Annotated in this window: 23 protein-coding genes; 10 read left to right on the top strand and 13 right to left on the bottom strand. The window is 59.7% G+C overall.

Annotated features, from left to right (window positions below; all coding sequences use genetic code 11):
• Positions 1 to 38: 38 nt before the first annotated feature.
• Together G518_RS0117115 and G518_RS0117110 are read right to left on the bottom strand one after the other, a co-directional pair.
• The gene (locus tag G518_RS0117115) at positions 39 to 1,259 is read right to left on the bottom strand and encodes a CaiB/BaiF CoA transferase family protein (protein WP_028603608.1); all 1,221 of its coding nucleotides are present in this window, start codon (positions 1,257 to 1,259) and stop codon (positions 39 to 41) included.
• Positions 1,260 to 1,337: 78 nt separating this feature from the next.
• The gene (locus tag G518_RS0117110) at positions 1,338 to 2,513 is read right to left on the bottom strand and encodes a CaiB/BaiF CoA transferase family protein (protein WP_028603607.1); all 1,176 of its coding nucleotides are present in this window, start codon (positions 2,511 to 2,513) and stop codon (positions 1,338 to 1,340) included.
• Between the two features lie 164 nt (positions 2,514 to 2,677).
• Between G518_RS0117110 and G518_RS0117105 the strand changes: the two genes are divergently transcribed.
• Together G518_RS0117105 and G518_RS0117100 are read left to right on the top strand one after the other, a co-directional pair.
• Positions 2,678 to 3,661, top strand: coding sequence for a Bug family tripartite tricarboxylate transporter substrate binding protein (locus G518_RS0117105; RefSeq protein ID WP_028603606.1), 984 nt, complete (start codon positions 2,678 to 2,680; stop codon positions 3,659 to 3,661).
• 156 nt (positions 3,662 to 3,817) lie between these two features.
• Entirely contained in the window at positions 3,818 to 4,777 is a 960-nt protein-coding gene (locus G518_RS0117100; protein WP_028603605.1) for a LysR family transcriptional regulator, read from the top strand.
• Between the two features lie 98 nt (positions 4,778 to 4,875).
• Here the strand turns inward: G518_RS0117100 and G518_RS0117095 are convergent, their stop codons facing one another.
• The 6 genes from G518_RS0117095 to G518_RS0117070 form a co-directional block, all read right to left on the bottom strand.
• Positions 4,876 to 5,406, bottom strand: coding sequence for a carboxymuconolactone decarboxylase family protein (locus G518_RS0117095; RefSeq protein ID WP_211231727.1), 531 nt, complete (start codon positions 5,404 to 5,406; stop codon positions 4,876 to 4,878).
• A gap of 11 nt (positions 5,407 to 5,417) precedes the next feature.
• Positions 5,418 to 6,461 (bottom strand): alcohol dehydrogenase, encoded by a 1,044-nt coding sequence (locus G518_RS0117090; RefSeq protein ID WP_211231726.1) that lies wholly within the window; start codon positions 6,459 to 6,461, stop codon positions 5,418 to 5,420.
• Between the two features lie 30 nt (positions 6,462 to 6,491).
• Positions 6,492 to 7,355, bottom strand: coding sequence for an MBL fold metallo-hydrolase (locus G518_RS0117085; RefSeq protein WP_028603602.1), 864 nt, complete (start codon positions 7,353 to 7,355; stop codon positions 6,492 to 6,494).
• The gene (locus G518_RS35575; RefSeq protein ID WP_051236895.1) at positions 7,352 to 8,119 is read right to left on the bottom strand and encodes a FadR/GntR family transcriptional regulator; all 768 of its coding nucleotides are present in this window, start codon (positions 8,117 to 8,119) and stop codon (positions 7,352 to 7,354) included. The genes G518_RS0117085 and G518_RS35575 overlap by 4 nt, the downstream gene beginning before the upstream one ends.
• Before the next feature lie 71 nt (positions 8,120 to 8,190).
• Complete coding sequence (locus tag G518_RS0117075) at positions 8,191 to 9,153, bottom strand: Bug family tripartite tricarboxylate transporter substrate binding protein (protein WP_036595064.1); 963 nt, start codon at positions 9,151 to 9,153, stop codon at positions 8,191 to 8,193.
• 33 nt (positions 9,154 to 9,186) lie between these two features.
• Positions 9,187 to 10,188: an NADP-dependent oxidoreductase gene (locus G518_RS0117070; protein ID WP_036595061.1), complete on the bottom strand. Its 1,002-nt coding sequence runs from the start codon at positions 10,186 to 10,188 to the stop codon at positions 9,187 to 9,189.
• A gap of 224 nt (positions 10,189 to 10,412) precedes the next feature.
• On the opposite strand from G518_RS0117070, the gene G518_RS0117060 reads away from it, so the two are divergent.
• The 5 genes from G518_RS0117060 (at position 10,413) to G518_RS0117040 (ending at position 15,323) form a co-directional block, all read left to right on the top strand.
• Positions 10,413 to 11,582: an acyl-CoA dehydrogenase family protein gene (locus tag G518_RS0117060; RefSeq protein ID WP_028603599.1), complete on the top strand. Its 1,170-nt coding sequence runs from the start codon at positions 10,413 to 10,415 to the stop codon at positions 11,580 to 11,582.
• An 11-nt stretch (positions 11,583 to 11,593) separates the two neighbouring features.
• Positions 11,594 to 12,049, top strand: coding sequence for a MaoC family dehydratase (locus G518_RS0117055; RefSeq protein WP_028603598.1), 456 nt, complete (start codon positions 11,594 to 11,596; stop codon positions 12,047 to 12,049).
• On the top strand, positions 12,046 to 13,236 hold the full coding sequence (locus G518_RS0117050) for a CaiB/BaiF CoA transferase family protein (protein WP_211231725.1): 1,191 nt from the start codon (positions 12,046 to 12,048) through the stop codon (positions 13,234 to 13,236). Before G518_RS0117055 ends, G518_RS0117050 begins: the two co-directional genes overlap by 4 nt.
• A 12-nt stretch (positions 13,237 to 13,248) precedes the next feature.
• Positions 13,249 to 14,133 (top strand): HpcH/HpaI aldolase/citrate lyase family protein, encoded by an 885-nt coding sequence (locus G518_RS0117045; protein ID WP_028603596.1) that lies wholly within the window; start codon positions 13,249 to 13,251, stop codon positions 14,131 to 14,133.
• 278 nt (positions 14,134 to 14,411) lie between these two features.
• Complete coding sequence (locus tag G518_RS0117040; protein ID WP_028603595.1) at positions 14,412 to 15,323, top strand: LysR family transcriptional regulator; 912 nt, start codon at positions 14,412 to 14,414, stop codon at positions 15,321 to 15,323.
• A gap of 40 nt (positions 15,324 to 15,363) precedes the next feature.
• On the opposite strand, the gene G518_RS0117035 is transcribed toward G518_RS0117040, so the two are convergent.
• The gene (locus G518_RS0117035) at positions 15,364 to 15,996 is read right to left on the bottom strand and encodes a TetR/AcrR family transcriptional regulator (protein WP_028603594.1); all 633 of its coding nucleotides are present in this window, start codon (positions 15,994 to 15,996) and stop codon (positions 15,364 to 15,366) included.
• Positions 15,997 to 16,003: 7 nt separating this feature from the next.
• Positions 16,004 to 17,245, bottom strand: coding sequence for a multifunctional CCA addition/repair protein (locus G518_RS0117030; protein ID WP_028603593.1), 1,242 nt, complete (start codon positions 17,243 to 17,245; stop codon positions 16,004 to 16,006).
• Between the two features lie 128 nt (positions 17,246 to 17,373).
• On the opposite strand from G518_RS0117030, the gene G518_RS0117025 reads away from it, so the two are divergent.
• The 3 genes from G518_RS0117025 to G518_RS35570 are packed head-to-tail and all read left to right on the top strand — an operon-like array spanning position 17,374 to position 20,904.
• A complete protein-coding gene (locus G518_RS0117025; RefSeq protein WP_028603592.1) occupies positions 17,374 to 18,762 on the top strand; it encodes an FAD-dependent oxidoreductase in 1,389 nt (462 codons plus the stop codon).
• Positions 18,763 to 18,771: 9 nt separating this feature from the next.
• A complete protein-coding gene (locus G518_RS0117020) occupies positions 18,772 to 19,740 on the top strand; it encodes a Bug family tripartite tricarboxylate transporter substrate binding protein (protein WP_028603591.1) in 969 nt (322 codons plus the stop codon).
• A 33-nt stretch (positions 19,741 to 19,773) separates the two neighbouring features.
• The gene (locus G518_RS35570) at positions 19,774 to 20,904 is read left to right on the top strand and encodes an MBL fold metallo-hydrolase (RefSeq protein WP_036595058.1); all 1,131 of its coding nucleotides are present in this window, start codon (positions 19,774 to 19,776) and stop codon (positions 20,902 to 20,904) included.
• A 13-nt stretch (positions 20,905 to 20,917) separates the two neighbouring features.
• On the opposite strand, the gene G518_RS0117010 is transcribed toward G518_RS35570, so the two are convergent.
• The 3 genes from G518_RS0117010 to G518_RS0117000 all read right to left on the bottom strand — a co-directional run bounded on the left by G518_RS0117010 (position 20,918) and on the right by G518_RS0117000 (position 25,032).
• Positions 20,918 to 21,601, bottom strand: coding sequence for a glutathione S-transferase family protein (locus tag G518_RS0117010; RefSeq protein ID WP_028603590.1), 684 nt, complete (start codon positions 21,599 to 21,601; stop codon positions 20,918 to 20,920).
• A gap of 59 nt (positions 21,602 to 21,660) precedes the next feature.
• Positions 21,661 to 22,626 carry a complex I NDUFA9 subunit family protein gene (locus G518_RS0117005; RefSeq protein WP_028603589.1) on the bottom strand — a complete coding sequence of 322 codons (966 nt, stop codon included), beginning with the start codon at positions 22,624 to 22,626 and terminating at the stop codon, positions 21,661 to 21,663.
• Positions 22,627 to 22,980: 354 nt separating this feature from the next.
• Positions 22,981 to 25,032: a lytic transglycosylase domain-containing protein gene (locus G518_RS0117000; RefSeq protein ID WP_051236908.1), complete on the bottom strand. Its 2,052-nt coding sequence runs from the start codon at positions 25,030 to 25,032 to the stop codon at positions 22,981 to 22,983.
• Between the last annotated feature and the right edge of the window lie 10 nt (positions 25,033 to 25,042).

The raw sequence follows: 25,042 nt of genomic DNA, 5'->3' as shown, positions 1-25,042 counted from the left end.
GTCCCCCGAGGGGGAAGGCGCGTAAGCGCCACAGGGGGCTAAATAACTTTCGCGGCCCGCAGCTGGGCAATGCGCTCGTCGTCACAGGCCAGCCTCTCTCTCAATACCTCTTCGGTATGCTCGCCAAGCAGCGGCGGAGCACGGTCGTATTGCACCGGGGTGGCAGAAAATTTGACGGGATTGGCCACCTGCGGAATGCTGCCAGCCGATGTGTGCGGCATATCGAAACGCATCTGCCTATGCAGGATCTGGGGATCAGCGAACACCTCAGCAAAGCCGTTGATGGGCCCGGCGGGCACGCCGGCGGCCTCCAGGGTTTCGTTCCAGTCTTGCACGCCGCGTGTGAGGAACACTGCAGAGATCAACGGAATCAGCACTTGGCGGTTTTTGGCTCGCACCGGATTGGTGGCAAAGCGTTCGTCCGTAGCCCATTCGGGGTGCCCTAGCTCGCGGCAAAGCGAAGCAAACTGGGTATCGTTGCCCACCGCGATGACAATTTGCCCATCGGCGCAGTCGAAAGACTGCCAAGGGCAGGTAATGGGAGATACGTTGCCCAGGCGCGGCGGCTGCTGGCCGGATACCAGGTACATCATGCCCACATGCGAAATGGCGGCCACCTGCGCATCCAGCAGGGCCAGATCGATGTACTGACCTTCCCCGGAGACCATGTCCCGGTGACGGAGCGCAGCCAGGATCGCGCTCACCGCGTAGAACCCTGCAGTGATATCGCCTACGGAATAGCCCACACGCAAAGGGCCTCCACCCGGCTCGCTATCGGCGTGCCCCGTAATGCTCATGAGCCCGCTCATGGATTGAAACAGCGGGTCGTATCCAGGCAAATGGCTGTAGGGCCCAGATTGGCCAAAGCCGCTGATCGAGCAATACACCAGACGCGGATTCACCTCTTTCAGCGAGGCGTAGTCCAGCCCATAGCGCACCAGATCCCCCGCTTTGAAGTTTTCGATGACGATGTCGCTGTCTTTGGCCAACTCACGCACCAAGGCTTGCCCCGCCACTTGAGCGATATCCACCGTTACGGAGCGCTTACCGCGATTCATCGCGATGAAAGAAGAGGTCTCTCGCGTTTCAGCGCCCTGGGCGTCTCGCACGCGCAGCCCCTGATGCCGTACGTCGTCACCGCGACCAGGACGTTCCACCTTGATCACATCAGCGCCGAAATCGGCCAGCATCTGCGCCGCCCACGGACCGGAAAACACGCGGCTCAGATCAAGCACGCGCACGCCATTCAAGCTACCCATAAAAGTCTGCTCCTCTTTGTATCCCGCTAATTTAGGAAACTCTGGCCATGGTTGCCAGCCTGCGCGAGCGCAAAGCTGCTATGCAGGCAGGCCATTGCCGTCTTGTGCGAAACGGAGAATCGCTTCGCGGTCTTGATCCAAGCCCGGTACGCGCCCCAGACGATCAGGGTAGGCATGGCCGGTCATCAGAATGGGGGTGACTGGTGCACGTTGGCCGCCACCGCTGTCAATCTCTGGCAAGACACCGCGGTTGACCACTTGAGGATCGGCCATCATGGTGGCGACATCGTTCAACGGCCCCGCTGGCACGCCAGCCTCGTCCAACCGAGAAAGCCAATGGTCCACGGGTGAACGAGCCAGCGCGCTCTCGATGGCGAGCTTCAGTTCCGCATGGTTCACCACCCTCAGCGCGCGTTGTGCGAACCGCGGATCCTGCAAAAGGCCTGGCTGCTCCAGGACGGCCGCCAAGCTTGCGAATAGATGATCCGATCCTGCGGCAATGACCAGATGTCCGTCAGCTGCGCGAAAAGCATCGAAGGGTGCCGACCCCGGATGGCGCGCTCCGAGCGGCTGGGGAGACTGCCCGGTGCACCAGAGCTGGGGAATGGCGCCCTCCAACATGGCGATCTGGGCCTCGAACATGGAAACGTCCACATGTCCGCCCACTCCGGTGCGGGAGCGCCTCAGCAAAGCCGCCTGTATTCCATTGCAGGCGAAAAGCGCGGCCGAGAGATCACCTATGGACGAGCCGGCACGCGTAGGCGGGCCACCAGGGTGGCCTGTGATGCTCATCATGCCGCTCATGGCCTGCACCACCACATCGTACGCCGCACGGTCGCGGTAGGGGCCGGTCTGGCCGAAGCCGGAAATGGACGCCAGGACCAGCCTGGGGTGCAGAAGCTTAAGCTTTTCCCAACCGTAGCCGAGTCGATCGAGAACGCCAGGGCGGTAGTTCTCCACCAGCACATCAGCGCGCGCCAGCAAGCGCTCGAAGATGACGCGGTCATCCTGGGACTTGAGATCCAGCGCGATGGATTCCTTGCCTCGGTTGACGGCCGCGAAGTAGGCTGATTTCCCATCCGGTGCCATAGGCAGGAAATGGCGGGCTTCGTCGCCGGAGCCGGGTTGTTCCACCTTGATCACGCGGGCGCCCAGATCACACAGCATCATCGTGCAGTACGGCCCCGACAGAACCCTGCTCAAGTCCAGTACGACAAAGCCATCCAGCGGTCCGGGCGTTTGATTTGAGTGCATCACTTGAAGAAGCCGCCGAAGGAGGTCGGAAAAATGGAGCGTGCCGCATTCTGCGTTGATCCTCTGCAAGACTGCAAGGCGCCACGCAAAATACCAGCCTTGCGCTCAAGCGCATGCCTCGACCGGCAGAGGCAGGATAAAGTCCGCCCTAAACAGGAGACCTCATGCTTACGACTCACCGAATTGGCCGCCGCGCCCTCGCCATCGCTCTCGCCGCTGCGGCAGCCATCCCCCTCCCCGCTTTTGCCGCTTTTCCAGACAAGCCGCTGCGCATGGTGGTTCCGTTCCCAGCGGGTGGCGCAGCCGATGTGATGGCACGTGGCCTTGCCTTGCATATGGGCGAGCAGCTCGGCCAGCAGGTTGTGATCGACAACCGTGGCGGCGCCGGCGGCACCATGGGTGCTGAAATGGTGGCACGGGCACCTGCAGATGGGTACACCGTATTTTTCGCCACGATGGGAACGCACGCCATCAACGCCTCGCTCTACCAAAAGCTCCGCTACGACCCGGTCAAGGATTTCGCGCCTATTGCCTTGACGCACATCACGCCTCGCGTTTTAGTGGTCGGCCCCTCCGTCAAGGCCCGCAACGTCGCCGATTTCATCGCATTGGCCAAATCCAAGCCTGGCACCATCACCTACGGCTCGGCTGGTAACGGCAGCTCCAGCCATCTTTCAGGTGCCCTGTTTGCCAGCATGGCTGGTGTCGACATGCAGCACGTTCCCTATAAAGGAAGCTCACCGCTGCTGACCGACCTGTTGGCAGGCCGGATTGATGCGACGTTCGACTCCTACACCGTGTACGAAGAATTCATCAAAACCGGTAAAGTTCACGCGCTGGGCGTCACTTCGGCCAAACGCATGGGCGCCCTCTCTCAAGTTCCCACGTTGGAAGAAGCCGGACTGAAGGGATACGAAGTCTCCAACTGGCTCGGCGTGCTGGCGCCGGCAGGCACACCACGTGACGTGGTGATGCGCCTGAATGGCGCCATCGTGAAAGCCATGGCCGATGCTGGCTTGAAGAAACAGCTCACTGGATTGGGCATCGAGCCCACCGCTTCTACACCCGAGGAGTTCGGCGCACTGATTCGCAGCGAAATCCCGAAATGGGAACGCATCGTGAAGAATTCCGGCGCACGCGTGGAGTGAGCGCACCAGCCACTCAACGTGAACTGGCAGACTCTTTGACCCGGATCGCAACCACTCGGGAAATCCCTAGTGCCAGCCACGCGCTGGTACCAGAGCAGCCGCATGTAATGGTTCAGGCTATTACGGATTGGGCCAGCGGGTTGGATAATCCCGCGAATGCATAAGCCAAAAGCGTCCGACTTCGCACTAGACATCACCGCTGACCTTCAAAAATGGCGAGCCTTCGTCGCCATTGGTGAACTGGGCAGCCTGACGCGTGCAGCGCTTTTTCTAGATAGCAGCCAATCGTTCCTGAGCCGACAGGTCAATGGACTGGAGCGTGAGTGCGGGGCGCGCTTGTTCAACCGAACAGGTCGAGGCGTGGAGTTGTCTGAAGCAGGGCAGCGCCTGTTCCCCCAGGTCAAAGAACTGTTGGAGCGAGCGCAGTCACTGGAACACGAGATCCGCGCCGACCTCCATGAGCCGGTTGGCACGGTCACAGTAGCTACATTGCCATCTATCGGCACGATCTTGATCGGCAAGCTATACGCTGAAGTACGTGCCAAGCACCCTGGTGTGAATCTGAAAATTCTGGAAGGATCGAGTGGTCAGGTGGAGGAGTGGCTGACCGATGCGCGAACCGATCTCGCGATCCTCTATCGCTACGGCCCAACGCTTCCGGAGCAAGAGGAATCTTTAGCAACGGTTGATAGTTATCTGATCGGTGCAAAAGGCAATCGCTTGACCGCACAACCCACAGTGGCCTTCGCCAGCCTGGATGGCTTGCCCTTTATTCTGCCGGCAGCCCCCAACGGACTGCGCACTGCCCTGGATGCGGGCGCGCGGCGACACAGAATCGTGATCACCCCTGCCATTGAGGCGGATTCGTTGCCCCTGCAAAAGCAGCTTTCCGCGGATGAAGGTCTCTACACGGTGCTCCCCATTCACGCTGTGTGGAACGAGGTTCAGGAAGGCAAGCTCCAAGCGGCACGTATTGTGGAGCCTTCATTTTCCCGCGTGGTCTCTCTGGCCTATTCGAAATCGAAAGGGCCCACCCGGGCTGTCACAGCCGTAGCCGCGAGGTTGATCGATATCGTGGGGCAAATCGGGAACCAGGGACTCTGGCTGGCCAATTGACGGGCGCGGACCAGGAGCGCGGGCTCTTTAAGCAAACTTTCAGTTCACGACACTAGAGTCTGACCCGCCCTCCCGGGCAGGCCAGAGCTCCAACTGGATCAATGAACAATGTTCAGCGCCACCAGGAATCGAGAAACCATGTTGTAGGCGGCCACCGTAGCCACCATTTCCACCACTCCGCGATCATCGAAACGCTCGCGCACTTTCTTCATCAAAGCTTCAGGCACTTCGATCTCTCGCGTCATGGCGTCGGCAAGATCGAGTGAAAGTTGCTCATCGGGCGTGAACGCGTCGCGTTGCTCTGGCCAATGTCGGACCGATTCGACCTTTTCTTGCGATACCCCTGCTTTGCGCGCAAGCGGTGCATGGGCTTCGAACTCGAAGGACGCCCTATTGATGACCGCTACACGCAAAATGACCAGCTCGCGCAAGTCCGCAGGAACCACTGTACGGTTTCTCACGGCTGTGAGCATCTTCTCCCAGCCGGAGGCAATCGACGGGCTATTGAGCAGCGCCTGGTAGAGGATGGCGATCTCGCCTCCTCGCTCGGCACGTATCGTGGCCTCAATTTCAGCCAGTTCCGGACGGGTACCGGGCTCAACCAGCGGCACACGAATCGATGAAGCCATCACTTTTCCTTTTAGATCTCTCGCGCCAGAACGAGGCGTCCCTGAACTTTTCCTGAGCGAAGTCGATCAAGTGCTTCGTTGACCGCAGCGAACTCGACGGATTCCACAGGCAAGGGTGCGATCTTGTTGGTTCGCACCAGCTCGATCAGTTGCTTGAGCTCGGCGAGGTTTCCAACATAGGAGCCCCGCACCGTAATGGCGCGCTGCACCAGCGGGGGAAGCGGCAGCGTGATGTCGCCCCCAAAAAGACCGACCGCGATGTAGATCCCGCCTTTGCGTAGCGCGGCAATGGCAAACTCCGCAGTGGCCTTGGCGCCGACAAAATCGACCGCACCTGCAAGCCCTCCCGCTTCGGCGAGAACGCCAGCAGCGCCCGCGTCGCGTGGATCCACGACCAAGGTAGCGCCATGTTTCAGCGCCAGCTCACGTTTGATGGGATCAATCTCAGCCACCGCGACCTTGCGATAGCCCAGGCCCTGAGCAATTTGCAAGCCACTCATACCTACGCCGCCAAATCCCATGAGCAGCAGCAGGTCGTTCTCTTTATCGATATCTAGCTTGCGCAGCGCGCTAAAGGCCGTCAAGCCCGAGCATGCATAGGTAGCCGCAATGGAAGGGTCGACGCCAGACACGTCCACCAGATACTTGGGGTGAGGAACCACGCAATGCGTCGCATAGCCACCGGAGCGGAATACTCCGAGCGAACCTGGCTTGGCGCACAGGTTTTCCTGGCCACGGTTGCAGGCATCACATACGCCGCAACCAATCCACGGATAGACAAGGAAGGTCTTGCCAACTTCAGAGTCGGCAATGGGGGCGTCTGGCCCCTTGGATGCGAGGCGCCCCAGAACCTCATGCCCCATGACCAGAGGCGGCTTGATACCCCGGTCCGCCAAGTTAAGGCGTTTGCCCCCTCCAATATCGTAGTAACCATCTTGCAAGTGGAGATCGGTATGACACACGCCACAACGGCTCACTTCAACAACCACTTCTGTTCCCGTCGCTTGAGGGTCTACGGCCTCGATCTCGACAAGTGGTTCGGTAAAAGAATTCACGGCATATGCCCGCATGTTAAGTCCTTTGGTTTAATTCGAGTAATCCATCCGATATCCGTCACCCCAGCGGCGTACACGCCCGGCCGATGGCGGCGGAAAGTGTGATGTGCAACAGAGGGTGGGCGTATCGCAGTAGCGCTCCAGGAAATTCCGGCGAGTCTTCTGCGCAAGTTCTGGGTCCTTGTCCCTGGCGAAATTCAGCTCGGGATAACGCATCTGCAAGGGTACATGAATCAGATCCCCAGTCACCACAAGCTCGTCTCGTTCACGACCAAAGCAGAATGAAACATGGCCTTCCGTGTGGCCCGGCGTGGGCAGCAGGCGGACGTGATCGCCGAGGGCGTAGTTGTCTTCGACAAGTTCTGCCATGCCTTTTCGGATCACGGGCAGCACACTATCCTGGTAGGGAGCCAGCGGCACCTTCTTATCTTCTGCACTGGCCCATTCCATTTCACGCTTGCTGAAGACGTAGCGAGCATTGGAGAAGGTGGGGACCCACTCGCCATTGACCAGTTGAGTGTTCCACCCCACATGATCGCCATGCAGATGGGTACACATGACGTAGTCGATATCGGCAGGCGTCAGTCCCAAGCGAGCCAGGCCACGCATGAAACTGTCATTGGTCTTCATGTGCCATTCAGGCCGCGGCCTGCTCTTGTGGTTACCCAGGCAGCTATCCACCAGAATGTTGTGATGGGGTGTCCGCACCAGGTACGCCTGGTAACACAGCTTGAATGCGTCGCTTTCGTCGAGTGAGTCTTGCAGCCAGTGCCGATTTTCATCCAGGAGCTGGGGTGTCAGCGCTGGCAGCATTTCCATGGCATGAAGAAAAGGAGCTTCCAGATCGATGATCCGGTGGACTGTCATGTCCGCTCTTGCAAAGTCGAGCTTCATCCAGGTTCTCCTTCCGCCGACAAGGGCACGATGGTTGTGCCGGGCGCCGAGGCACGCGCATGTGTTGCACCGATGTGCTGCCTCATGCGCAACTCGGCTTGTGGGCCGTCTCCAGCCTCAATCGCTTCCATGATTCGCGCATGGATACGAATGACTTGTTTGCGGGTTTCGGGCGTGTCGTATTCCTCGGTAGAGGTGGATACCGAAACGCCGTAAGCGATGGATTCAAGAACACCAGCCAGCAACTCGTTGTGGCTGGCACTCGCAATAGCGCGGTGCCAACGAATATTCAAGGTCGCAAACTCCGGGAAATTTCCTTGGGCAGCCACCAAGGACTCATGCAGTTGCCTGAGAGCCTGGATATCTTCAGCCGTTCGATGCAGGGCGGCCAAGTGAGCCAACGCAGGCTCAAGGATGTCCCTGGTCTCGTGCAAGCTCTTCAGAGGAAGCCGGCGTCCGCGCACAAACCGTCCAATGGCGCTAGCCATGAACTCGCGGCTGGGCAAGGTCACGACATTGCCGCCGAATCTCCCTGAACGCGCTTCCAGAAACCCTTCTACAGCCAGGGTTCGCAATGCTTCGCGCACGGCCCCTCGGGTCAGCCCGGTGGCCAAGACCAGCTCACGCTCCGGCGGAAGAACCTGCCCTTGTACGAACTCACCGCTGAGAATGGCCTCTCGCAGCTGATCTGCCAGCAGCACCTGTGGTTTGGGCGTCGCGATGCGTTTGAGGACGACAGTCTGATCTCTAAGCGTTTCGGCCATGCTCGGTTCTCGATTCATTGTTTGACGATCGGATCGTAGATGCAACGAGCAAGGTGGCCACAAGAGAAGGCTTACTTTTTCTCAATATTCGCGGCGCGGACGATCTCAGCCCAGGTCTTGGTCTCCGCAGCGATAAAGGACGTGAGCTCTCGCGTCGACATGGGCATGGTGGCGCCATTGATGGAGGTCATGTATTCCACCGTTGCCGCGTCCTTCGCGTAGCCATCCACCAGTGAGGCCAGACGAGTACGCACAGCCGCCGGGGTGTCCTGGCGAACCACCACGCCTACCCAGGCACCGAAACTGAACCCAGGCATTTCTTCTGCGACTGTGGGGATGTTTGGCAAGCTGGCGAGGCGCTTTTCGCTCGTGATCGTCAGCCCTTTCAGGCGGCCATCCTGAAGAAAGGGCCGAACGGTATTGGCGTCGATGAACGCGAAATCGAATTGACCGCCCAGAAGGTCAGCCACGACCTGGGGCGATCCTTTATAGGGGATATGGTCTGCTGGGAAGTTATAGCGCAACTTGAACAGCTCTGAAGCGCCTCGTGTGGAGTTGTTTCCAGTGGCATAGAACAGCGGCTTCGTGCGCTTTTTAGCTTCTGCCACGAACTGCGACACATTGCTGGCTGGGAAATCCGGCTTCACCGTGAGAACCATTGGAATGGTCATGACACCGCCAATGGACTCGAAGTCTTTGATGGGGTCAAACGGCAACTGCTTGTAAAGGTTGGCATTCGCGCCGTGTACTGAGTTACCGGTGACAAACAAGGTGTGGCCATCAGCCGGCTGCCTGAGCACGAACTGAGCCGCGATATTGCCATCTGCCCCAGCCTTGTTGTCTACCAGCACGGTACCCCCGGTCTTTGCGCGCATGTATTCGGCCATCTTGCGAGCTACGTTGTCTGTAGTGCTGCCTGCCGGGAAAGGCACGACCAGCGTCAAAGGCCTGTCTGATGAGCTCTGGGCATGGGCAGACCCTGCAGCCAGGGTCAACGCTAAAACAGACATGACGGGAACGAAGAAATTTTTCATGCTTATCTCCTTTTATAAATTAGATGGGGTAAATCAAAGCTCTACCAGCTGTTTACCCAGGTTTTCGCCGCGCATCATTCGCAAGAACGCGTTAGGAAGCTCGCCAATGCCTTTGGCAACATCCTCGCGGAACTTGAGTGCACCAGTGGCGTGCCAATCCGCCAGGCGACGCAGGCCTTCTTCACGGCGATGCCACCAGTCATACACCACAAAGCCCTCCACACGAGCACGGCTGGCTATGAGCTTTCCGCTGGCGCGCAGGCCCAGATCTTCGTGAGCTGCCTTGTTGGCGACCGCGACCTTGCCAACGATGGCGACGCGCGAGCGGAGTGCAAGATTGGCCATCACTGCATCGTGAACAGGCCCACCGGTGCAGTCAAAAAAGACGTTGACGCCCTGCGGGCAGACACGCGCTACGGCCCCGGCCAGATCGGCTTCCGAGCGGTAGTTGATGGTGTCATCGAAACCTAGGGTCTTGCACCATGCGAGCTTCATGTCAGCGCCGGCAATCCCCACAACCCGCGCACCCGCAAGCTTGGCGATCTGCCCGGCGATCTGCCCTACCGCCCCCGCGGCGGCAGAAACAACCACGGTGTCACCCGGTTGAGGCTTCGCGATCTCAAGCATTGCAAAGTAGGCTGTGAGCCCAGGCATCCCATACCAGGAGAGTGCTGATTGCATGGCGATGGGTCCGGCCACGAGCTTGTTCACTCGCGCCGGGCCAGGGATATCTGGATTGAGCACCGCCCACTCCTGCCAGCCGAGTTCGAGCCCCTCTGCGATATCACCCACGCTCCACTCCGCGTGGTTGGACTGAACGACTTCACCTACTCCGCCGCCCAACATCAGATCACCAATTCGCATCGCGCCCTGATTGAGTTTGGAGCGCATGTAAGGGTCTACGGAAAGCCAGCGCACCCGCACCAGAATTTGTCCGGCAGCAAGTAGCGGCAAGTCTTGCTCCACAAGCTTCCAGGTGGTCGCATCGACTTCCTGTTTGGGGTGCGATGCAAGCACCCATTGGCGGTTTTTCATCTCAAGCATTCCTTGCGCAATCGGGAGCCTGAAGCTTAGGAGTCGCGTTTTTAAATGTCAACCATTGATCATGCTGATCTTCTGATTCCCGTCATCACCATTTCAGAACACTCTATAAACATCGGTGAAACCGATCGCCGGCATTAGAAAATCAAATATGGTTAACCATTGACTATGAGGCCGCTCCAGACCTACATTGCACGACATCAACTTGAGGACAAAAAATGTTCAGACTTTCCGGAGAGCAGAGCGCCATAGTTGACGGTGTGACCGCCGTCTGCAAACGTTTCGGCGACGACTATTGGGCCGAGTGTGAGGAGCACGCGCGCTTCCCCAAGGAGTTTCACCGTGCAATGGCGGCAGATGGGTGGCTAGGCGTGACCATGCCCGAGCAATATGGCGGTGCAGGCCTGGGCATCAAGGAAGCCGTGTTGGTCATGCATACAGTCGCCCGCAACGGCGGTGGCATGGCGGCCACGTCGTCCATTCACATGAATATGTTTGGCCCACATCCAATGCTGGTCCATGGCAGCGAAGCGCAGAAGGCCAGCTGGATTCCCGGCCTGGTGGCGGGAACCACCCAGGTGTGCTTTGGCGTCACGGAGCCAGATGCCGGCCTGGACACAACCAGCATCAAGACATTTGCGAAAAAGGTCGACGGCGGCTTTCGGGTGTCTGGACGCAAGATGTGGATCTCCACTGCGCAAGTCGCGCACAAGATCTTGCTGCTCGCTCGTACGTCCCCCAAACCGGAAAAGGGAAAGGGCAAAGCGACGGATGGCATGTCGCTGTTTTACACCGACCTCGATCGCTCGAAGATCGAAGTGCGCCGCATCCCCAAACACGGCCGCGCAGCAGTGGACTCCAACGCGCTGTTCATCGATGACTATTTCGTGCCCGACTCCGATCTCATCGGCGAAGAAGGGAAAGGGTTTCACTATCTTTTGGACGGCCTGAACCCTGAACGTTGCCTGATTGCGGCCGAGTCGATTGGCATTGGCCAGGATGCCTTGGAACGCGCGACACGTTACGCCAAGGAGCGCGTGGTCTTTGGGCGACCCATTGGGAAAAACCAAGGCATTCAGCACCCATTGGCTGAGAACTGGATTGCACTGGAAGCGGCGCAACTCATGGTCGAACGGGCCGTTGAGCTCTACGACGCCGGCTTGCCCTGTGGCGCCGAAGCCAATAGCGCCAAATTACTCGGATCTCGCGCCGGCTATCAAGCATGCCAACAAGCTGTTCTGACGATGGGCGGTATGGGCTATGCCAAGGAGTACGTGGTGGAGCGCCTCCTGCGTGAGGTGTTGGTGTGTCGAATTGGGCCCATCACTGACCAAATGATCCTCAACTACATCGGCGAGAAGGTTCTCGATCTGCCGAAATCCTACTAAGGAAACATCACATGCCTGGACTCTATTTCGAAGATTTCAAAGTTGGCCAAGTCTTCAATCACACCGTTCGCCGCACGGTCACGGAGATGGACAACGTTCTCTTTTCCGCACTCACCCACAACCCTGCGCCGCTCCACATTGACGAGGAGTATTGCCGCGAGCACACCGAGTTCGGTCAACGCATTGTGAATAGCGCATTCACGCTTGGCCTGATGGTCGGGGTTTCGGTGGAAGACACCACACTGGGTACCACGGTGGGAAACCTGGGGTGGAACGAAGTCAGGTTTCCACGCCCGCTTTTTCACGGAGACACCGTGCATTGCCGCACCACGGTCGACGAACTGCGCGAGAGCAAGTCCCGGCCAGATGCCGGCATCACGATATTTCTTCATGAAGCGTTCAATCAGAAAAACGAGCTTGTGGCGTTGTGCAAACGCGTGGCATTGATGAAGCGGAGAGCGAAGTGATCAAACCTTTGGCGGGCATCCGGGTTTTGGATTTCTCGAAAACGCTTGCGGGACCATTGTGTACACAGTCGCTGGCCGATCTGGGCGCGGAAGTCATCAAGGTCGAGCCGCTCAAGCTGGGCGATGAGACGCGCGGCTGGCCCCCGTTCCGCCGCGAAGGGCTAGGCGCGGTATTTCTTAGCGTGAACCGGAACAAGCGAAGCATTGCACTGGATCTCAAGACCGAGTCCGGACGGCGTGTTGCTCATGCGCTCACAAAGGGCGCCGACATCGTGATTGAGAGTTTTGGCACCGGCGTGGCCGAACGGCTGGCGATTGATGCCAAAACGCTGCAGGGCATCAATGAGAAGCTGATCCATTGCAGTATCTCGGGTTATGGCCGAAGCGGGCCTCTGAAGCATCTTGGTGGATACGACGTCATCCTTCAGGCGTTCAGCGGGATGATGTCCCTGACGGGAGAGGAAGACGGCGGACATATCCGCAGTCCGATTTCTCCTATCGACCAAATGACCGGCACGCACGCGCTCACGGGCATCCTCGCAGCGCTGATCGAACGCGGCAGAACGGGCAAAGGCACCACCGTATCAGCCAATCTGTTTGACACCGCTCTGGCGCTTCTTCGCTACAACGTGCAGAGCTTCTGGGAACGTGGAGAGCAACCTCCAAGGTGCGGATCCACACATGAATCACTGTGTCCGTACAAGGTATTCGATGCGTCCGACCGTCCTATATTGCTGGGCGTGGCCAACGACAACCTCTGGCAGAAATTCTGCGCCGTCGCAGGGCTAAAAGATATCGCGGATGCGCCTGAGTTCCGCACCAATGCAGCGCGCGTGGCACGTCGGCAAGAGACGGAAGCCCGAGTGCAACAAGCCATCGCTCTGCAGAGTGCCGAGTTCTGGAGTGAGGAGTTAGCCAAGGTCGGTGTTCCCTGCGCACCCATCAACACCCTCAAACAGGTACTGGAGCATGCCCACACCAAAGCCAGCGGAGTCGTTGTCAGCTATGAGCATCCACATGCCGGCGCCATTCAGTCCATAGGCCAGGCCTTTGTGCTGGGAGGCGAGCCACGTGAGGCTGGATCACCGCCGCCCCTCCATGGCGAACACACCGAAGAGATTCTTCGCGAGTCGGGGTTCTCCGAGAGCGACATCACAGAACTGAGATCCATCCAAGCGATCAACTGAAAGAGATCATTCATGTACATCCGTTCCATGCTCTATGTGCCCGGAGACAATGACAAAAAATTGGGCAAAGTGGACACCTGCGGTGCCGATGCGGTTGTGCTCGATCTCGAGGACTCTGTCGCCCCGCAAAATCGCGCCGAAGCACGCCGGAAGGTGCGGGCTTTTCTCGATCAACGTCCCATCGGCGCTCGTAAGTCCAAACTATGGGTGCGCATTAACGCGTTCGACGACTCCGCACTCGTAGATCTTGCCGCGGTGTTGGGCGGTCAACCAGACGGCATCGTGCAGCCGAAGATTGATAGCCCGGAGGATGTTCAGCGGCTTAGTTACATGCTGGACGCGCTGGAGGTTCGCGATAGCGTGCCAACGGGACAAACAAAAATATGCGCGGTAGCCACGGAAACCGCATCGGCAGTGCTGCGCTTGCCGGAGTTCGCCACCGCCAAGCTGCCTCGGCTTGCCATTCTGAACTGGGGCGCGGAAGACTTGAGCGCCGCAATAGGCGCTTCGACCAACCTTGATTCGTCAGGGCAATGGACATTGACCTACCGTGCTACCCGCTCATCCATGCTGCTGGCGGCCAAGGCATGCGGCGCGCAAGCGATGGAAACGGTGTATGTGGACTACCGTGACACAGAAGGTCTGCGCGCAAGCTGCCGTGCTGCAGCGCAGGAAGGCTTCACGGGGCGGGCAGCCATTCATCCAGACCAGGTTGCCCCCATCAACGAGACGTTCAGTCCTTCGATGGAGGACGTTGAGTTGGCCAAAAAAGTGGTGGCGGCTTTTGATAGCGTGGATGGTGTGGGAACGGTCGGGATCGACGGGAAGATGTTTGACATTCCGCATCTGAAGCGCGCGCACCGCACTTTGAAGTTGCACGAGATGTATTCGCTCTGATGTTCAGCTTGCTGCGGGGGTTCTAAGATGTATATGCGGAGTGCCATGGACAAACCGCAGCGCGTAGATCCACCGCACTCGACCCTCACCGGTTGGCCGGCCCCGCCCACCCTCTCCCGCATGCGGAAGAGGGGGTTCGGTCGGCAGCGCGAGAACTAGGGCGTATTCACACTGAATACACCCCCGCGTGAATTTAGTGTGAATACGCCCTAATCTAGCGTTGCCTTAAGCTTCGAGCCTGAATCGTCCCCGAAAGAGCGGACGGCCTGGAGACTGACATGTTGATTGACCTCGTTCACTTGCGAACCTTCATCGCTGTTGCTGAAGAACAGCATCTCACGCGCGCCGCAGAACGGCTGTACATCAGCCAATCGACCGCCAGCGCGCATGTACGCGCGATCGAAGAGACGCTGAATATGATGCTTTTCGTTCGCACCAATCGGAGCCTCGAACCGACCAAGGCGGGCGAGTTGTTGCTGGAGCGCGCCAAGGCCATCCTGAGCGGCGCAGGTGAATTCATGGCGTATGCGCGCGAGTTGAGCGACAAGGTCGATGGAAAAATTGTCCTTGGAACAAGCACAGAACCAGACACTCGTGTCGGCTCAATAGTCGCGCAATTGCGAAGCTTGCACGAACTGATCACGGTAGACCTCAGAGGAAGGACTTCCGCCAGCGGCCGGCAGGGTCTGCGAAACGGTGAGCTGGATGCGTGCCTTCTTCTGGGCGCGCCCACTGACCCGGGGATCACCTACTACGAGCTAGGCAAAGTGCAATTCAGGGTCGCGGGACCCATCGCCTGGAAAGACAGGATCGAAACAGCAGATGTGTCAGAACTTGCGGCACTCCCTTGGATAGCGCCCGGAAATCCGCATTCCGCCTACTCAGGGATGTTCACCACACTATTTTCCGATCGCGGCCTTGAAATGAATGTCGTTGCAAGCTTCGACAACCCGAGTCTTGGGCGGACCATGCTTGAAAACAATGTAGGCATGATGTTGCTTCGAGACGAATATGTACAGGAGGGGATCCGCGCGGGCGTGCTGGCCTCCTCCCCGCTCGTGAATGCCAATTACGCCATGTCACTCGGGCATCAGGCAGGCCGTACAGATGACCCCTTGATCAAGGCGCTCGTGGAAGCAGTCAGGATGGTTTGGCCCTCCGCCCAGCTTGCTCCGCCGGCCAAGACATGAACGAGTTGAGCTGGAGTGGATTGCGTTCACTTAGGCTTGCTCACGCCCCGGCCGAACTACCGGGCTTGGGAGCTTCTGTAGTCAAGCCCTGCTCAAGGATGCCAATCACTTCATCGGCGTAGGCGCTATAGCTGATGGGGCCCCCGGGGCGCAACCAGGTGAATGTCCAGTTGATCATGCCGAACAAGGTCATGGTGATCGCAGTCTGGTTGTTGGTGTTCAGGCGTTGGGGGTAGGCGCGCCGCAGAAAGCGCCCGACAGCGGCCACCACATCGCGTTGGCGGTTAAGAATAATCTCTCTCTGCTCGACGGCAAGAAACTGAGTGCTACCCAGAAGCGCCGCGTGCCTGGTGGCCGAGGTTTCGTACTCACGCAGGAAAGCGCGCACAAGCTCGTGCAGCGCGGCACGTTCATCCATCGCCTGGCGCTCCGCCCGCGCCTCCGCTTGGCCAATGATCAACAACAGCTTCTGGGTGTAGCGATCAAGCAGGTCAAAAAGGATGGACTCCTTGCTGCCATAGTAGTGATAGAGCCGGGCCTTGGATGTGCCACAAGCCGCAGCGATATCGTTCATGCTGGTGGCTGGGTAGCTCTGTCGAGCGAAACAGGCCGCCGCGACGTCTAGGATTTCGTCTCGGCGCTTGTCATGCGAAGCGGAAATGGGGCGTGCCATCTGGTGATTATCCAGCGCTTGCGGGTTCCATGGCGGCTACGGCGGCCACACGCGCGCGCCGTATCGCCTCACCGATCTGCTCGCCGACAGCGCCACGAGCTTGTGCCGTGCGCGCGATCTCGTCGGTGGCAACCGTTTGCGCCGCTGTCAAGGCCTGAATGAGGCGATCGCGCTGCGGGTATTCGGTCTCCTGCAGGCCTTGCCGCCCACGTGCATCGCATTCGCAAGCCAACAGGATGTCTCGCAGACGCTCTGGCTTGCGAAAGGCATCGCAGCGCTCAAGGAGCCGCACCACAGCCGCCGGGTTCAAATCGCCGCTGCGGTGAATACCGCCGTGCTCACGCGCCACCACATCGGCCAAGGCATGGCATTCAGTGGGCACGCGCAGGCGCTCTGAGAGAGATCCCAGCAGTTCGGCACTGCGCTTCTCATGGCCGATGTGACGCGGCAAAATGTCAGCTGGCGTGGTGCCTTTGCCAAGATCGTGCGTGAGGCAGGCGTAACGAACGGGTAAGGGCGCTTCCAGGCGAGCCGCCATCTGGAGCACCAACATCAGGTGCACGCCAGTATCCACCTCGGGGTGATATTCAGCGCGCTGGGGCACGCCCCACAGACGATCGACCTCGGGCAGGATCACGCGCAGCGCGCCGCACTCGCGCAGCACCTCGAACATGCGCTCGGGGTGCTGCTCCATCAATCCGCGCGAAAGCTCCTGCCAAACGCGCTCCGGCACCAGATGATCGACCTCACCGTCTTGCACCATGCCTTGCATCAATCCCATGGTCTCTGGTGCTACCGTGAAATCATGAAAGCGCGCCGCGAATCGCGCCAGCCGCAAGATGCGTACCGGGTCCTCGCCAAAAGCTTCAGTGACGTGGCGAAGCACCTTGGCGGCGAGGTCGCGTTGGCCCCCGTAAGGGTCCACCAGATCTTCAGGGGAATCCTCGCAAGCAGCTATGGCATTGATGGTGAGATCGCGCCGGGCCAGATCTTCTTCCAAAGTCACGCCAGCGTCTGCGAGCACCGTGAAGCCCCGGTACCCTCTCCCGCTCTTGCGCTCCGTGCGAGCAAGAGCATATTCCTCTCGTGTGCCGGGATGCAGGAAAACAGGGAAGTCTTTGCCCACAGGGGTGAATCCTTGGGCGGTCATCTGCTCCGGGGTGGCGCCCACCACCACCCAATCGCGATCTTGCACCGGTATCCCGAGCAAACGATCGCGAACGGCGCCGCCAACCATATATATTTTCATCGGCCCATTATTAATGAGCTTGGCTGCGCACTTCCTACATCTCAGCCTTTTCGCAAAAGAGGGAATTCGCCACAGCCTGGGCACTAAGGCTGCGCCGCCACCTCCACCAGGAGTGCTATCGTTGCGCCATGAATGGCACACTGACGGAAAGCGCCCGCGAGACCCCGGTTCTCGATGAAGTAGACGTATTGATACTGGGAGGTGGCCCCGCAGGATTGGCGGCTGCAGCATCCGCGGCTCAATCAGGCGCGCGTACGCTGTTGGTGGAACGCTATGGTTTTCTAGGTGGCATGGGCACGGCGGCGGGGGTGACCAATTTTTGTGGTCTGCATGCCAACGTGCACGGCTCGCTCCGTCAGGTGGTGCACGGCGTGGCTGACGGCCTGCTCTCACGTATCGATTCCCTGGGAGGTCTCAATACGCCTCATCTTCTATTTGGGGGCCGTATCGCGGCGCAAGCCTATGACACGGCGGCATTCAAGATTGCGGCAGACGAGCTTCTGGCTACCAGCGGCAGCCGAGTGCTGCTGCATGCCTGGGTAGCCGGTGTGGCGATGCGAGATGCGGCGAATCTCGAAGCAGTGTTCATCGAAACCAAATCTGGCCGCTTTGCTGTTCGCGCGCGCTGCTTCATTGATTGCACCGGAGATGGCGACGTTGCAGCGCTGGCTGGGGCCCCCTATGAAAAAGGTACCGACGGGCACGAGATGATGTATCCGTCGACCATGATGCGCGTGGGTGGGGTTGATCCAGCCAGAGCCGGCCCGGCCTGGGCCAGCGTGGCGGCACTGATGGAAAAGGCCACCGAGCGCGGCGAACGCTTCGCGCGCAAGGCGCCCATCCTGCGACCGCAGAAGAACCCAACCGAGTGGCGTGCCAATGTTTCTCAACTGGCGCGGGCCGACGGCGGCCCAGTCGACGGCACCGATGCGCTGCAGCTCTCGGCAGCGGAGGCGGAGGGCCGGCGCCAAGCAGCGCATTTCCTGGGTTTTCTGCGCCGCGATGTGCCAGGTTTCGAGTCCGCTTACCTGATCGATATTCCGCCGCAGATTGGCGTTCGCGAGACGCGGCGCGTGCTCGGTGACTATCAGCTGAGCGAGCAAGACGTGCTTTCCTGCGTCAGTTTTGAAGACACCATAGGCGTGAATGGCTGGATGGTGGAAGAGCATGTGGCGGGCAATGTCAGTTTTCGCTGGCCGAACGGCACTGATACCCCCCAGGGACAAGCCGCCAGCCGGGGTTTCAATCACTTGCCCTGGCGTATGCTGCTGGCGCAGGGGCTTGACAATCTTCTGGTGGCCGGACGCTGCGCCTCCATGACACACGGCGGTCAATCTGCCGCGCGGGTATCGGGTGGATGCTTCGTCATGGGGCAGGCAGCGGGCACAGGGGCCGCACTGGCGCTGTCTCAAAGGGTGCCGCCCCGCCGTATCGATGTCGCCACTTTGCAGAGCCAATTGCTTCGCGCCGGCGCCTTTCTGGGGCGAGACGGCGACTCTCTTCCAAACAAGATCTAGTGAGAATTTATGTACCGTAGACAGTTCATGAGCTTGGCCGCTGCGGCGACCACCCTATCCGTGCCGGCGTTCGCACAAGGCGAGCCGTGGCCCAATAAGCCAATCCGCATCCTGGTAGGTTTTCCTGGGGGCTCCACCCCTGATATGTCGGCGCGGGCCATCGCTGAGCCTTTGTCACACGCGTTGGGCCAACCGGTGATCGTGGATAACAAGCCCGGGGCTAGCGGCAATATTGCGGCGGATGCTGTGGCGAAAGCCATTGATGACCACACGCTTGGCGTTGTCATCAACGGCAACCTCACGTCCTCCAAAACCTTGTACCCAAAACTCGCCTACGATCCCGCGCGTGATTTCTCCTATCTCAGCCTGCTGACCACTGCCCCGCTGATTCTGGTGGCACCGGCCAATGTGCCTGGCGGCGCGGCGTTTTTTGAAGAAGCCCGGCGGCAAGGCGACAAATGGAACTATGGCTCCGTAGGTGCAGGTTCGGTGGGACATCTTGGGATGGAGCTATTGAAGGCTCGGGTGCCTGGCTTACAGGCCGTGCATGTTCCCTACAACGGCAATCCAGCTGTGGTGGGGGCACTGATCGGCGGTCAGGTCCAGATGGCCCTGATTCCTCCCGGTGTGGCCATGCCGCAAATCAAGGGCGGAAAGCTGCAAGCCATTGGCCTCACAACCAGCGGGCGTAGCGCGCTGGTGCCCGAATTGCCCTCCTTGGCACAGGAAGGCGTCAAGGATTTCAATCTGGAGGTATGGACGGCGCTGATCGGCCCCGCCAACTTGAGTGCCACTACTCGGCAACGCATTTCCGCAGCGCTCGGCACTGTCATGAAAAGTGCCGATGTGCGCCAGCGCATGTTCCAGCAAGGCTGGCAGGCGGTAGGCACTTCGCCAGAAGGCCTGGCCCAGCGGGTACGTCTGGAAACCACCTTGCTGGATGGCATCATCAAGTCACGCGGCATCAAGATCGACTGAACTTCAGCGCCAAACGCAGAAAACGTACTCATCATGAAATCGCTAGGCAAACGCGCTGAAGGCCTCCGCCTGGAGCGCATGCGCGCTTCCCCACGCTGGGCAGAAACAGGTTTTCGAAACGTGAGGCCGATTCCAGCGGGATTGCGGGACACCTCAGTGCCCATGCCAAGCCTGCGGGAATTTCTCAGTCGCGGGGGCCGCCGCGTACCTGAGGCACCGCTACCAGTGAATGATCCTCGCCAGTCTTGGCTGCACAAGCCTGACACCGGCTTGCGTACAACCTGGCTCGGCCATTCGACGGTGCTGATCGAGATCGACGGCTACCGTGTGCTGACTGACCCCGTTTGGGGTCCGCGCGCTTCGCCTTCGGTCCTGGTAGGCCCAAAGCGTTTTCAGCCGGCACCTGTCACGCTACGTGACATGCCTGCCGTCGACCTAGTGGTGATCTCGCACGACCATTACGACCACCTCGACTACCCCACCATCAAAGTACTGGCTAAAAGCAATGTACCTTTCGTGACCTCACTCGGCGTGGGGGCCCATCTCCAGGCTTGGGGGATTGCGGCGGATCGCATCCATGAACTGGATTGGTGGGAAGACTTCAAGTTGCCCGGCACAGGCCTTCAAGTGACCGCGGCACCATCACAGCACTTTTCGGGGCGCGGTCTGAAAGACCGCAATGCCACGCTGTGGTCATCGATGGTGGTGCGCGGGCCACGCCATGCGGTGTTTTTCAGTGGCGACACGGGCCTCACGGGCGAATACGCCACGATTCGCGAACGCCTGGGTCCATTCGATCTGGTGATGCTGGAAGTGGGTGCATTCCATCCAGCCTGGGGCGATATCCACCTGGGGCCTGATCATGCGCTGGAAGCTGCCGCACTGCTGGGCAATGCGCCTTTGCTGCCTGTGCACTGGGGAACGTTTGCGCTGGCCATGCACTCATGGGACCAACCTCCAGAGCGGCTGCTGGAGCTGGCGCCGAAATTCGGCACCCGCCTGGTGATGCCGCGCCTTGGCGAAGCAGTGCAACCGGCGCTCGTGGAAACGGTCACGCCCTGGTGGCGCAGCGCTCGCGCGGAGCAACAAGCCACACCTGAAGAGCCACCAACCGATCAAGCGCCGCCCAGTGCCTCTGCTCAGGTACCGTGGCCGATGGACTAACGCACGTTCATTCCTACCGCGAAAGCCGGTAGGGTTCCTCGAATGCCAGGAAATCCTGCTCGGCCAGCGCGCCATCGATCCAGGCTTTAACCCCCGGCAGTGCACACACACGCCCGATGTAGGCGTCCACCGCCGCAGGCACCGGCAAGGCATAGGTTCGGATGCGCATCACGACCGGCGCGAAGTAAGCATCGGCGATGGTGAAATCGCCATACAGGAAAGGCCCGTCATGGCGTGCGAGCACGCCACCCCATAGTTCGGCCAAGCGATTCAGGTCTGCTCCCACGCCAGGCTGATCGCGCAAAACGAGCGCGCCAATATCCGGTAGGCTGGCTTCGATGTTCATTGGGCAGGCACCGCGCAACGCGGAAAATCCCGAATGCATTTCGGCGCACACGCTGCGGGCATGGGCACGTGCCTTGGTGTCTTTCGGCCACAGCTGCTTTTCAGGAAAAGCCTCTGCCAGATATTCGGCGATGGCCAGCGTATCCCATACGGCAATGTCACCATCCACCAGCAACGGAACCTTGCCAGTGGGGCTCAGCTCGATCAGCGCACGCTTGAACTGCGAATCGGCCTCGAAAGAGTCAAAGCGCACCATCACCTCTTCGAACGCAATACCCGCCTGTTTGAGAAGAACCCATGGACGCATGGACCAGGACGAGTAGTTCTTGTTGCCAATATAAAGCTTGAGCAAGGAGGCCTCCATCATGAATATGTACAGTACCCCATGGCGCACAGGCCGCCTAAACGCCTTCACCGACCTGCGCGACGGCGCATTTCGTTAAAGCGCGCGGCAAAACCCGCATCGCCAAGGTATAGCGGCACGACACCCCCCAGCGGTGCAGGGGTCACGCCCAACGCAGCCAAGCCAGGCAGTTGACCGCCAGCGATATTGTCTACACGAAGCGAATCGAGATTATCGCGGCTCATCAGCGGCTTGGAAGAGATCAACTCCATCACCAGCGCCTGCAGTTTGCCTATGCCCATAGGCAGCCCGATCACCGGCCGTCCACGGCCACCACGCACACCCGCCCAGCAGCCAGCGAGACGCACCAGTTCGCCAAGCGTGAACACATCGGGGCCGCATGCTTCATAGGTTTGACCGATGGTGGCGTCATCGTCCAGCGCGCGGGCGATGGCTTGCCCCACATCGCGCACCCACACCGGCTGCAGGCGAGCATCGGCCCCAGACAGTGGCATCACTAAAAGAAATTTTTGCAGCCGTGCGAACAGATTCATGAAGCGGTCTTCACGGCCAAAGATCACGCTAGGCCGCAGCACCGTGAGATCGAGCAGACCAGCCGTTGCTGCGGCTCGCAATACTGCTTCGCCTTCGGCTTTGCTGCGCTGGTATCTCGAAGGCCCACCGGAATCGGCGCCGAGCGCACTGACATGAATCAATCGGCGCACACCCGCTTGCGTGCACGCCTGGGCCACTTGGCGCGGCCATTCCACATGCACGCGAGCGAAGGTTTTTTCGCTGCCGTGTAGAACGGCGATGAGGTTGATCACGGCGTGGCAGCCCGGTAAAAGCCGCTCCAATTCACCTGGAGCCATGACATCAGCCTCCACCAGCTGCAGGCTGGGCAGGCTTAGCAGGTGCTTGCCCGCCGCGTATTGGCGTGTAGGAACGATGGTGCGCCAACCCTGCCGCTGCAGGTGCTCGCACACATAACGACCGACAAATCCACCACCGCCGAGAACAAGTGCGCGCTGCATTATCTTTTGGCCTTTCGTAGCTGTGAGATGGAATTCACTCGCGGAACATGCAAGCAAGCGATCCCTAGAGCCATCAAGGTTCAGCTCGCACTCTTTGGCAGGCGCTAGGAGGCTGTCGGACTTGGAAATCGCCGGCTGCAAATGGTCCGCAGCGGTCCATTTTTCACGGTCTTTTTGACCCATAGCTAGGCTATGGGCCTGCAAATCCCGTGAAAACTGTCCTCGCTGGGGCCCATTTTCGCTATCGGCGCTCCAAGTCCGACAGCCTCCTAGCACCCGCCGCCATTCATCTCTATCTCCTCTGGCAACATCCGGTCAACGCAGGTCGGGCGAACCCCTCTCGTACCCGGATCTTTAAGGTGGAACCAGCTCAGTGCTCAAATCCACCGCCCCGGTAGGCAGCGGGCCTACCGTACCCAGCCGGGCTTTGAGCGATTGCGGCTGGCCGGTCAGGATGGCCGCGTAATCGACCGTGTTGGAGAGAACCTTTTTCACGTAATCACGGGTCTCGGAAAATGGGACGTTTTCGGCCCAGATCGCACCATCGAGGGTGGGGTTTGAGCCTCCGGGCGCCCGCCACAACCGCGGCCGACCGGGACCTGCGTTGTAGGCAGCGGCCGCCAGGGGCAGAGAGTTCTGGAAATCGTCGAGCGCCAACTTGAGGTAGCTCGTTCCCAGCAAGATATTCGTGTCTTGCTGGTAGATCTGGTCAGGGGTAAAGCCGGTCAGGCCAATTTTGCGCGCCGTCCACCGCGCTGTGGCTGGCATGACCTGCATCAACCCTGAGGCGCCCACGCCCGACCGGGCCGCAATAATGAAACGACTCTCCTGGCGAATCAAGCCGTACACGTACGCCGGATCAAGACCTATGGAGCGCGACTGATTCACCACCGCATCGCGGAAAGGCATAGGAAAGCGATGTCCGTAGTCGAATGACGTCCGTGTACGCTCGCTGGTGTTGATGCAGCGGTCCCATACCTGAAATTGGCAAGCAAGGTCAGCGGCGGCGTGCAGTTCACGCTCCGGCATGCCGCCTGGAGTGTGCAGATTCGTGGTGTAGTTCCATTCACGCACGCCTTCGCTGCGCAAACCGACGGAAATAGCCAGCAGGGCACGATTTAAACCTGCATTGCTTCGCGCTGCGGCTTTTTCGGCTTCAGTGAGAGGCGCTGGCGCGGGAGGCACGCTGATCAGGCGACCCAAATCCTCTTGTGCAAGCTTTTCGTAGAAGCCTTGCACGCCCGCAATGCTCTCAAGCAACTGGCGCGGCAATACGCGGTCAGCGTCGCTGCGGGCTAAAGCCGTCAGGGCGCGAGCACGCCAATAAACCCAAACGGGTTCTTCCCGCGCCGACGCATCCATGGCCTCGATGGCCGATTTCACGGTCCGCCATTGGCCCTGCCGCATGGCGGAGCGGGCCTTCCAAGCCAGCATTTCGTCGCTCAAATCCTTGTCACGCGTCACCTTGGCGAAAATCTGTACCGCGCCATCCTGCAGCTTCAGAGCTGCCTGGCGGCCAATCACGCCCCAAACCCAATTGCGCTCCTCCGGCCTGAGCTGGACGCTCCATTTGGACTCCATCTGAGCCGCGGCTTGGTCAGGGTCTTGCGTGGCCAGCTTGATGAGCGCCAGAACGATCAACTCCTGCCCCTTACGGGTGCCCACAGCCGCGCGGCTCGTCAGATAGCGGATTGGGCTGGTCTGGATTTGCGCCACGGTGGCAGCGGCATCTGGCGCATCCAGCTCGACCGCCGCGCGTGCCATGCCAGGCCGATTGGCCTCCATCGCCAATCGCGCTTTCAACCATAGATCGTTAAAAGGCAGCTTGCCGGCCTGATGCAGCAACCCCGCAGCCAACAGACAACCGTCATCAAGTTCGCGCTGCGCAAACCAATCGCGGCGCACATCAGCGACTACTTCGGCTGTCACTGCACGGCCTTGCGCTACCTCCATGGCCGCTGCGTAGCAGCGCGCCTCCCGGTCGTCTCGCATGCGAAAGCGTGGCCATTCAGCTGAAAAACCTGCCCAGTCACGCCGCTTGCCCGCAAGCAGCAGCCAATCGTTTCGCAAGCGGTCTTCCTGGTAGCTGCCTGCATAGCGAGACAGGAAATCCTGCACGTCCAGCACGTTGGCCTCGTCGAGCCGCGCCTTCATCTCCCAATAGGCTGCCCATGGCTCCAGGGCGTGTCCGCGAGCGAGCGGCAGGAGCGCGGCCAAGCGTGCTTTATCCCCGCGCCGAGCCGCCTCGCGCATGTCCAAAATGATGCCATCGCTACCAGGCGCCGATGCCGATTGGGGTGCGCCGGGCCTGGCTCCCTGGGCCGCCAACAACCCCGGTAGCAACACTCCGCAGGCTGGCAATACAAGCAAGCGAATGAACGATGTCAGAATCTTCGGAAAATACATCAAGGCCATT

Source organism: Ottowia thiooxydans DSM 14619 (genome assembly GCF_000422885.1).
In the GTDB taxonomy this organism is placed as follows: Bacteria; Pseudomonadota; Gammaproteobacteria; order Burkholderiales; family Burkholderiaceae_C; genus Ottowia; species Ottowia thiooxydans.
Note: the sequence above shows the minus strand (reverse complement) of the source record. Positions and strands in the feature narration are given on the sequence as shown.

Bases quoted from the DNA above. Each gene is read 5' to 3' on its own strand.
- G518_RS0117115 (WP_028603608.1), bottom strand. From the start codon at position 1,259: ATGGGTAGCTTGAATGGCGTGCGCGTGCTTGATCTGAGCCGCGTGTTT.
- G518_RS0117110 (WP_028603607.1), bottom strand. From the start codon at position 2,513: ATGCACTCAAATCAAACGCCCGGACCGCTGGATGGCTTTGTCGTACTG.
- G518_RS0117105 (WP_028603606.1), top strand. From the start codon at position 2,678: ATGCTTACGACTCACCGAATTGGCCGCCGCGCCCTCGCCATCGCTCTC.
- G518_RS0117100 (WP_028603605.1), top strand. From the start codon at position 3,818: ATGCATAAGCCAAAAGCGTCCGACTTCGCACTAGACATCACCGCTGAC.
- G518_RS0117095 (WP_211231727.1), bottom strand. From the start codon at position 5,406: ATGGCTTCATCGATTCGTGTGCCGCTGGTTGAGCCCGGTACCCGTCCG.
- G518_RS0117085 (WP_028603602.1), bottom strand. From the start codon at position 7,355: ATGAAGCTCGACTTTGCAAGAGCGGACATGACAGTCCACCGGATCATC.
- G518_RS35575 (WP_051236895.1), bottom strand. From the start codon at position 8,119: ATGGCCGAAACGCTTAGAGATCAGACTGTCGTCCTCAAACGCATCGCG.
- G518_RS0117075 (WP_036595064.1), bottom strand. From the start codon at position 9,153: ATGAAAAATTTCTTCGTTCCCGTCATGTCTGTTTTAGCGTTGACCCTG.
- G518_RS0117070 (WP_036595061.1), bottom strand. From the start codon at position 10,188: ATGAAAAACCGCCAATGGGTGCTTGCATCGCACCCCAAACAGGAAGTC.
- G518_RS0117060 (WP_028603599.1), top strand. From the start codon at position 10,413: ATGTTCAGACTTTCCGGAGAGCAGAGCGCCATAGTTGACGGTGTGACC.
- G518_RS0117055 (WP_028603598.1), top strand. From the start codon at position 11,594: ATGCCTGGACTCTATTTCGAAGATTTCAAAGTTGGCCAAGTCTTCAAT.
- G518_RS0117045 (WP_028603596.1), top strand. From the start codon at position 13,249: ATGTACATCCGTTCCATGCTCTATGTGCCCGGAGACAATGACAAAAAA.
- G518_RS0117040 (WP_028603595.1), top strand. From the start codon at position 14,412: ATGTTGATTGACCTCGTTCACTTGCGAACCTTCATCGCTGTTGCTGAA.
- G518_RS0117035 (WP_028603594.1), bottom strand. From the start codon at position 15,996: ATGGCACGCCCCATTTCCGCTTCGCATGACAAGCGCCGAGACGAAATC.
- G518_RS0117030 (WP_028603593.1), bottom strand. From the start codon at position 17,245: ATGAAAATATATATGGTTGGCGGCGCCGTTCGCGATCGTTTGCTCGGG.
- G518_RS0117025 (WP_028603592.1), top strand. From the start codon at position 17,374: ATGAATGGCACACTGACGGAAAGCGCCCGCGAGACCCCGGTTCTCGAT.
- G518_RS0117020 (WP_028603591.1), top strand. From the start codon at position 18,772: ATGTACCGTAGACAGTTCATGAGCTTGGCCGCTGCGGCGACCACCCTA.
- G518_RS35570 (WP_036595058.1), top strand. From the start codon at position 19,774: ATGAAATCGCTAGGCAAACGCGCTGAAGGCCTCCGCCTGGAGCGCATG.
- G518_RS0117005 (WP_028603589.1), bottom strand. From the start codon at position 22,626: ATGCAGCGCGCACTTGTTCTCGGCGGTGGTGGATTTGTCGGTCGTTAT.
- G518_RS0117000 (WP_051236908.1), bottom strand. From the start codon at position 25,032: ATGTATTTTCCGAAGATTCTGACATCGTTCATTCGCTTGCTTGTATTG.